Below are 3,807 nucleotides of genomic sequence, written 5' to 3'. Positions count from 1 at the left end.
ACCACAACAAGGGAAGACCCGTATTTAAACAGTATTAATTTGGTCAACGACGACTCACTCAGCTATATCAAAACTCTTCCTGACAATTGCATCGACCTAATCGCAACTGACCCGCCATATTACCGGGTTAAGAGCTGTAGCTGGGATAACCAGTGGGAAAATGTCGATGCGTACTTATCTTGGTTGGATGAAATACTGGCTGAGTTCTGGCGGGTACTGAAACCAAACGGCAGCCTGTACCTGTTTTGTGGTTCGCGTCTGGCCTCAGATACAGAAATATTGTTACGGGAGAGGTTCAGCGTTCTCAGTCACATCATATGGGCGAAACCTTCCGGCCCGTGGCGGCGGCAAAACAAAGAAAGCCTGCGTTGTTTTTTCCCGTCTACTGAGCGGCTGCTGTTTGCAGAGCATTATCAGGGGCCGGTAAAAGGAAAAGGCAGTGAGTATCACCAGCTGCGGGATGAACTGAAGAAAAATGTGTTTATCCCGCTGATTGAGTATTTCCGGCAGGCGCGGGAAGCACTGGGTATCACGGCAAAAGAAATTGACCAGGCAACCGGCAAGTAGGTGTCGTCACACTGGTTCGGGTATAGTCAGTGGCAGTTACCGAATGAAGCGGATTACCTGAAATTACAGGCGCTTTTTCAGCAGGCAGCCGCAGAGCGTCAGCGGAATAATCCGTTATGCCGTGAACATGGTGATCTGGTCAGTGAGCAACACACACTCAGGCGTGAATATTGCAAACTGGCAGGTCAGTATCAGTCTTTACGCCGCTACTTTACGGTATCCGTTGATGTGCCTTATACCGATGTGTGGACATTTCCGCCGGTTCAGTATTACCCCGGAAAGCACCCCTGTGAAAAACCGGCCGCAATGATGGAACACATCATAAAAGCCAGCAGCCGTGAAGGTGATTTGGTCGCTGATTTTTTTATGCGATCCGGAGCGACACTGAAAGCCGCACTGAAGTATAATCGCCGCATTCTGGGTATTGAAATGGAAACGGAACGGTTTGAGCAGACTACGGCTGAAATAACTCAACTCTCCGGAATCTCCGGATAGTTCGAATCAGTTGTCAAACGAGAGTTGACTACTCACATGTTCGGCTATTCCTAACAACTGATACCAGAGGTTGCCCTGCGCAGCCTTTTTATTGCCTTCCCGCCGCTGGTGGGCTTACCAGAACAATGCCGCAGCCACCACACTTTAACCCGTTTAAAACATATAACCCGGTTGCGGCATTTCTCTATCACTTTACACACGGAACACTCCGCAGGGGGTGGATATGCGTATGTCCGATAAATATTCCAGCCCTGCGGCATATGCGTGGGGTGTCTTTACTGCTGTATTGGGGCTCTGTCTCTGGATCAGTAGGCTGTACTCATCGGGATTGTCTGCACTATCGGGACGTTCGCGGTGAACTGGTATTACAAGCGCAAAGAATTTCAGCTGAAAGCCGGGGCACATAATGAATAACCGATTATTTAAAAAAGTCATGGCTGCCTGTACCGCCAGTGCGATTGCTGGTGCGTTGGTGCTGATCCCCGCATACGAGGGTGTTGAGTACAAACCTTACCGTGATGTGGCCGGAGTTCTTACCGTATGTTACGGCCATACCGGCAGCGATATACAGCCCGGTAAGCTGTATACGGATGCTGAGTGTAAGGCGCTGCCGGGTAACCCGCTGGATGGTGTGATCCACTATGAGTGTGAAACGCCATGAACTGGAAAGAGGCGGTAATTGCCGCGCTGTTTTTTGTTGCCGCCTGGTGGGTATATGACACCTACCGAGATAACCAGCAGCTGAAGGCGAATAACACAATGTTGTCCGGACAGTTATCAGCACAGCGGACGATAAATACCATCACGCTTTCAGCCGTTGCCATCAGACACCGCGCAGCACTCGACAACATTAAAGCCAAACAGGTTGAGGACACAGTGCATGTCAACGTTAAGACTGCTATCAAAACAGTATTTAAGGATAGTGAATGCGCTGTTACTCCTGTTCCCGCTGATGCTGTCAGTGAGCTGCGGAAGTACGCAGACGGAATACGTTCCCGCGCCGGTGGTGCCAATTCCGCCACAACTGACCGCTGATTGTGAGCAGGTAGATATACCGGATGATCTGACGTTCGGTGGTGCAGTTGAGCTGCTGGCTGATGCTATGAAATACATTGCCAATTGCAATCACGGTAAGAAGGCAATACGAGAGATAGAAGCGGAGAGGATAAAAAAATAACCCGGCTATTGCCGGGAAAATGATTAATAGAAGGGATACCTGCGACTCCTGTAATCGAATATACCTGCTAAAAATTAAACGAAACATAAACAAGTATAATTACTTAGCTTTAGGTTTGTAATTAAGGTCGATGAGGTTAATTAATCTTTTTGATAGTCATTAAATTATATTCTTGGGATTTTTACGATGTATATATTTATTTTTGGGATGATTGTTCTTAATTGTCTATTTTTTGTTGATTGCTTGGTTTGTCAGTCAGCATACTATGCTTTACTCTTAATATATGTTTATTAGGAGGTTCATAATGAAAGATATTAATTTTATTGTAGGGCAGAACATCCGCGATTTAAGACACTGTAATGGCTTGACTACAAAGATGTTAGCTAAAATGCTGGGAGTGTCACAGCAACAGTTGTCAAGGTATGAACGAGGTGTTAATAAAATAGATGTCAATGTTGTATTTAAGATAATAAATATATTTCATGTATCTTATGAATATCTGTTTCCTGAAACTCAGAATGATTATACTGAATCAGTAAAAAGCTCCTTTGTATATATGGATCCTTTAGTAGTCTAATAATCAAAAAAATATAATCATAAATGTTATTTATTACTAAAAAATAATGAATATCATTCTTATTTAAGCATTAGCAATACACCAAAAAGCCAGCTTAACATATTGTGAGCTGGTTTTAGTTTGTACAAAAGTATTTCTCCGTGTACGAAAATATAGCTGTATAAAAATAGGTTATGTCGGTAGTGTCATGATAAACGCTGTAATATCAGACGGGAAAGACATTATTTTATCTGCCGGAAATTTTCTGCTGTTCCTCTGGTGTATCACTGATATTGAGATGACGATAATGACTACTGTGGAACATCGAATAGATCGCACAAGTACATTTTTTATGCGAAAGTATCTCATTGGTTAATAACTTGATGAGGTTATGATGCAGATAAAGTCAATTTTTATGTTTTTGGGCATGTTTCTGCTTAATGGATGCAGTGTCAAAGTGCCCAAAGATATAACTCCAGTTAAACCTTTTGATTTATCTCATTACTTAGGTGATTGGTATGAAATTGCCAGGATAGATAATCGTTTTGAAAATGGCTTAAGCAAAGTTACAGCTAACTATTCTCTTCGTGATGATGGTGGTGTGAAGGTTATCAACAGGGGCTGGGATGCGAGTAACAATAAATGGAAAGAGAGTACCGGAAAGGCCTATTTTGTTAACTCAACCGATACAGGGGCGTTAAAGGTATCTTTCTTCGGACCTTTCTATGGAGGTTACAATATTATTAAGCTTGATGATAACTATCAGTACTCACTGGTTGTTGGCCCCGATAAAGATTATCTGTGGGTATTATCACTTACGCCAGCTATGCCGACAGAGCTGTTAAATGAGTATCTCAGCTTTGCTGGTGAACATGGTTTTGACAGAGAAAAAATACTTATATTTCAATAAGATTACATTCCGGTTTATTCCCCGTGATACGGAATGGACTGAATATTAAATATTTCAGCAAATAAAGCACAACAACCCGCTTCGGCGCTGAGGAATCCCCAG

Annotated in this window: 4 protein-coding genes and 3 pseudogenes; all 7 read left to right on the top strand. The window is 43.3% G+C overall.

Going from position 1 to position 3,807, the window contains the following annotated elements; all coding sequences use genetic code 11:
- Positions 1–33 precede the first annotated feature (33 nt).
- Positions 34–1,062: pseudogene (locus tag U868_RS23925) on the top strand (DNA-methyltransferase).
- Positions 1,063–1,285: 223 nt separating this feature from the next.
- Positions 1,286–1,476 (top strand): annotated as a pseudogene (locus tag U868_RS24915) (phage holin family protein).
- Positions 1,469–1,672: pseudogene (locus U868_RS0122855) on the top strand (glycoside hydrolase family protein); the annotation flags it as partial. The pseudogenes U868_RS24915 and U868_RS0122855, both read left to right, overlap by 8 nt.
- 47 nt (positions 1,673–1,719) lie before the next feature.
- Positions 1,720–2,097 carry a hypothetical protein gene (locus U868_RS25160; protein WP_025155308.1) on the top strand — a complete coding sequence of 126 codons (378 nt, stop codon included), beginning with the start codon at positions 1,720–1,722 and terminating at the stop codon, positions 2,095–2,097.
- A complete protein-coding gene (gene lysC / locus U868_RS26415) occupies positions 2,015–2,239 on the top strand; it encodes an Rz1-like lysis system protein LysC (protein WP_430623544.1) in 225 nt (74 codons plus the stop codon). Before U868_RS25160 ends, lysC begins: the two co-directional genes overlap by 83 nt.
- Positions 2,240–2,543: 304 nt before the next feature.
- Entirely contained in the window at positions 2,544–2,816 is a 273-nt protein-coding gene (locus tag U868_RS0122845; RefSeq protein ID WP_029991618.1) for a helix-turn-helix domain-containing protein, read from the top strand.
- A 373-nt stretch (positions 2,817–3,189) separates the two neighbouring features.
- Positions 3,190–3,705 carry a lipocalin family protein gene (locus U868_RS0122840; RefSeq protein ID WP_025155306.1) on the top strand — a complete coding sequence of 172 codons (516 nt, stop codon included), beginning with the start codon at positions 3,190–3,192 and terminating at the stop codon, positions 3,703–3,705.
- Positions 3,706–3,807: the final 102 nt, after the last annotated feature.

It is taken from the genome of Morganella morganii H1r, assembly GCF_000633515.1.
GTDB lineage: Bacteria > Pseudomonadota > Gammaproteobacteria > Enterobacterales > Enterobacteriaceae > Morganella > Morganella morganii_B.
The sequence above is the reverse complement of the archived record's forward strand: the minus strand, read 5'-3'. Positions and strand labels throughout refer to the sequence as shown.

Excerpts from the sequence above, each read along its gene's own strand:
- U868_RS0122845 (WP_029991618.1), top strand. The coding sequence starts at position 2,544 with ATGAAAGATATTAATTTTATTGTAGGGCAGAACATCCGCGATTTAAGA.
- lysC (WP_430623544.1), top strand. The coding sequence starts at position 2,015 with ATGCTGTCAGTGAGCTGCGGAAGTACGCAGACGGAATACGTTCCCGCG.
- U868_RS25160 (WP_025155308.1), top strand. The coding sequence starts at position 1,720 with ATGAACTGGAAAGAGGCGGTAATTGCCGCGCTGTTTTTTGTTGCCGCC.
- U868_RS0122840 (WP_025155306.1), top strand. The coding sequence starts at position 3,190 with ATGCAGATAAAGTCAATTTTTATGTTTTTGGGCATGTTTCTGCTTAAT.